The organism is Tsukamurella soli (genome assembly GCF_039541155.1).
Taxonomy (GTDB): domain Bacteria; phylum Actinomycetota; class Actinomycetes; order Mycobacteriales; family Mycobacteriaceae; genus Tsukamurella; species Tsukamurella soli.
In genome coordinates this window covers 1-3,361 of the sequence record NZ_BAABFR010000198.1, presented here as the reverse complement: position 1 = coordinate 3,361, position 3,361 = coordinate 1, and the positions used below count along the sequence as shown (strand labels likewise).

The 3,361-nt window shown below is 70.5% G+C and carries 4 protein-coding genes; all 4 read right to left on the bottom strand.

Annotated features, from left to right (window positions below; translation table 11 throughout):
• Positions 1-137: 137 nt before the first annotated feature.
• A complete protein-coding gene (gene rsmH, locus ABD908_RS26900) occupies positions 138-1,169 on the bottom strand; it encodes a 16S rRNA (cytosine(1402)-N(4))-methyltransferase RsmH (protein ID WP_345001907.1) in 1,032 nt (343 codons plus the stop codon).
• Between the two features lie 177 nt (positions 1,170-1,346).
• A complete protein-coding gene (gene mraZ, locus ABD908_RS26895) occupies positions 1,347-1,781 on the bottom strand; it encodes a division/cell wall cluster transcriptional repressor MraZ (protein ID WP_345001905.1) in 435 nt (144 codons plus the stop codon).
• Positions 1,782-2,341: 560 nt separating this feature from the next.
• Positions 2,342-2,752, bottom strand: coding sequence for a DUF3040 domain-containing protein (locus ABD908_RS26890; protein ID WP_345001903.1), 411 nt, complete (start codon positions 2,750-2,752; stop codon positions 2,342-2,344).
• Positions 2,753-2,951: 199 nt separating this feature from the next.
• On the bottom strand, positions 2,952-3,361 hold a 410-nt coding region (locus ABD908_RS26885; RefSeq protein ID WP_345001901.1), incomplete at its 5' end, for an SAV_6107 family HEPN domain-containing protein.

The window sequence follows — 3,361 nt, the reverse complement described above, 5'->3', positions numbered from 1 at the left end:
GTCGCGCCGCTCGATCGCCCGCTGGGCCGCGGCGGACCGCCCGCGGGTGCGCCCGTCGCGGGTGCGGACGTCCCGCGCGCGCTGCAGCGAATTCGCTGCCGAGCCGCGTTCACCGGTGCGGGGGGCCTCGGTCGTGGTCATCGCGCTGCGCTCCTGTCGGTGGGTTCGGCGGGGATCGGGTGATCGGTGAGCCGCTCGGCGGCACGCAGACGGACCGGAGCGGCCCGCGGGTTATCGGCTATCTCAGCCTCGGTCGCGCGCTCGGCGCCGCGGGTGAGCAGCCGGAACGTCGGCCCGGTGCCCGGTAGGTCCATGGGGAGCCCGACGGGGGTGGTGGACCGCGTGCGCGCGGCGAGCGCCGTCTTGACGATGCGGTCCTCGAGCGACTGGTAGCTCATGAACACGATCCGGCCGCCCGGCGCCAGGGCGTCGAGGCCCTGCGGCACGGCCGCCTCGAGCGATACGAGTTCGCGGTTGACCTCGATCCGCAGCGCCTGGAACGTCCGCTTCGCCGGGTGACCACCCTTACGACGCGCCGGCGCGGGGATCGTGGCGTACAGCAGCTCGACGAGCCGGCCGCTGGTGGTGAACGGCTCCCGCGCGCGCTCCCGCACCACCGCGGCGGCGATCTTGGAGGCGAACTTCTCCTCGCCGTAGGTGCGCAGCACGCGCGCGATGTCGCGGGCCTCGTAGGTGTTGAGCACGTCGGCGGCGGTCAACTCGTCGGTGGGGTCCATCCGCATGTCGAGCGGCGCGTCCACGGAGTAGGCGAACCCGCGTTCGGTGCGGTCCAGCTGCATCGACGAGACGCCGAGGTCGAACAGGATCGCATCCGCGGCGCGGATGCCCAGGCCGTCCAGGGCGTCGGCGAGGCCGTCGTAGCGGGTGTGTACGGCGGTGAACCGGTCGCCGAAGGGTGCGAGGCGTTCGGTGGCGGCGGCGATGGCGTACGTATCACGGTCCAGGCCGACGACGGTGAGCCGTGGGAACGCCCGGAGCATCAGCTCGCTGTGGCCGCCCAGGCCGAGGGTCCCGTCGACGTAGACGCGCCCGGCACCGTCGTCACCCAGGGAGCCACGGAAGATGTCGACCGCGCGACCGGCGAGGACGGGGACGTGCCCGTACGACGAACGCCCCTCGCTGCTCGCGACCCCATCCGCTGCGGGCATGACTCCTCCATGATCTCGCTGCTCGGATGGTTGGATGGGCGGCTGCGGCCGGGTGGTCCGGCGGGTCCGCGAACGGCGCGCGATGGTCTCCAGGTCCCCGCCCGATCCGTACCTGGCGCTGGGGAAGTGCGTCAGGGGCGGATCGGGCGAGGGCCAGCAGGCCCTCGCGGCGCCCGATCAGAAGATCGACTTCAGGGCGTCGGACTGAGGCTGGGAGTAGTCGTCCTCGTGCGCGGCCTGGTAGGCGTACCAGGCTTCGGCATCCCAGATCTCCAGGAACTTCCGGGATCCCACCACCACACATTCCTTCGTGAGGCCCGCGTAGCGGCGGTGGTCGGCGTTCAGCGTGATCCGACCCTGGGCGTCGGGGCGCTGCTCGTCGGAGCTGGCGAAGAAGTTGCGGATGAACGCTCGGCCGGCTGCGTCGGTCCATTCGATCGCGTCCGCCTTCTCGGCGATCCGCTCGAACTCCGCCTTGGGGTAGACGGTGAGGCTGCGGTCCTGTCCTTTCGTGATGGTCAGACCCCCCGCCAGGTCCTCGCGGTACTTGGCGGGCAGGGTCAGTCGGCCCTTGTCGTCGAGTTTCGGCGTGTAGGTACCCGTGAACGCCACGGCACCCTCCCGCCTCCCCGCTCCCGGGGTGTGTCCGGATCGGGTCTGCAGGTGGTTCCCTCTCCAGTACGCCCCACTTTACCCCACCACCCGCCACTTTCAACCACTAGAAGCCCGTCGACACGCTGGCCGGCGCGTATATCCGCAGGTCATAGCCGAGTACGAAGGTGGGGGATGTCGACACACTCGGCGTGGCGAGCGCGCAGCGGCACGTCACTTCAGTGAATATCTGTGACACACGAGATCTACAAGCGACCCTGAGGGCATGACAGTGGGGGAAAGTGGGGAAACGGGGGCGCAGTGGGGCCGGATGGGGGACGGCTGGCCACGACGGTGGCCCGTGCGGGCCGGACGCGGTCCGCGGGGCGCCCACTGGGGCGACGGAGGCGGTGTCCACCCTTTCTCCGGCCGTCGCCCTCCCCACCAGACGTCTTCACCCCCGCGCGGGGCGTGACACGGCGGCCGTGACGCGGGGAGCCGTGAGGAAGTCCCGGATACGAAGAAGGCCGCCGGGCCCGTTCGGGGCCGGCGGCCTTCTGCCGTCTATCCGGGTGACGTCGCTATTCGAACCGGCGGCGGAACCGATCCTCCATGCGGCCGACGAACGAGCGGGCTCCGCCGACCTTGTCACCCTTACGACGCCCGGCCCTCTCCTGCACGGAGCCGTCGCCCTTCACCGTGCCGGTGGGCCCGGAGGGGCCACCTGACCAGAGGACGTACACGAGGGACGCGAACATCAGCAGGAAGCCGAGAATGCCCACGATCACCTGGAACTGGACCTGCGGCAGCAGCAGACCTGCGCCGAGGAGCACCAGCCCCACAACGAAACCGACCCCCGCGATCAAACGACGCTTGCTGGAGGCCGACCGAAGCCGACTTCCACGCACGCTCGATGCGAACTTGGGGTCCTCTGCGTAGAGCGCGCTCTCGATCTGATCGAGCATGCGCTGCTCGTGCTCGGAGAGTGGCACCATCCCCTCCTTTAGCACTCCGGGATCTACCTTGTCTTGTCGGAGATCCGCATCCGGCGGATTCCCTGCCTCCAATGATACGAGCCTTGCAGACCCGCGACCACTGACCTACAGCAAATCTACTCCGTACCTATTCGTAATGAGATACGCGCCACACCGAGTCGCCCCGGGTCGGGCCCCGTACTACCCCGGGGCGCCGTCAGGACTGCGGCGCGAGCTCGTCCTCGATCAGATTGAGGAAGGTCTGCACGCGCGCATGCAGGGCGGCGACGTCACCGTCGGACACGCTGCGCCCCGACGCCACCTCGAGCGCGGCCACCAGCCCGGACACCGCCGTGAAGTATGACACCCACTCGGCGTACGCCGGTGCGACCTTGGCGAGCCGCACCCACGCGTTCCGGGACGCGCTCCCCCGGCGCGCACCGGTCTCCCGCTCGGCCAGGACCGCGGCGGCGCCACGGAGGGCTGCGAGGTAGATCTCGCGGTACTGGTCCTCGGGGCGCGGGGCGCCACCGGCGCGCGAGAGGAACTGGTCCGCACGGTCGAGCATGCCCAACGAGCCCCGCCGGACTCCGCCACGGGCCGCACCTCCGCGCCCTCGACGCGACG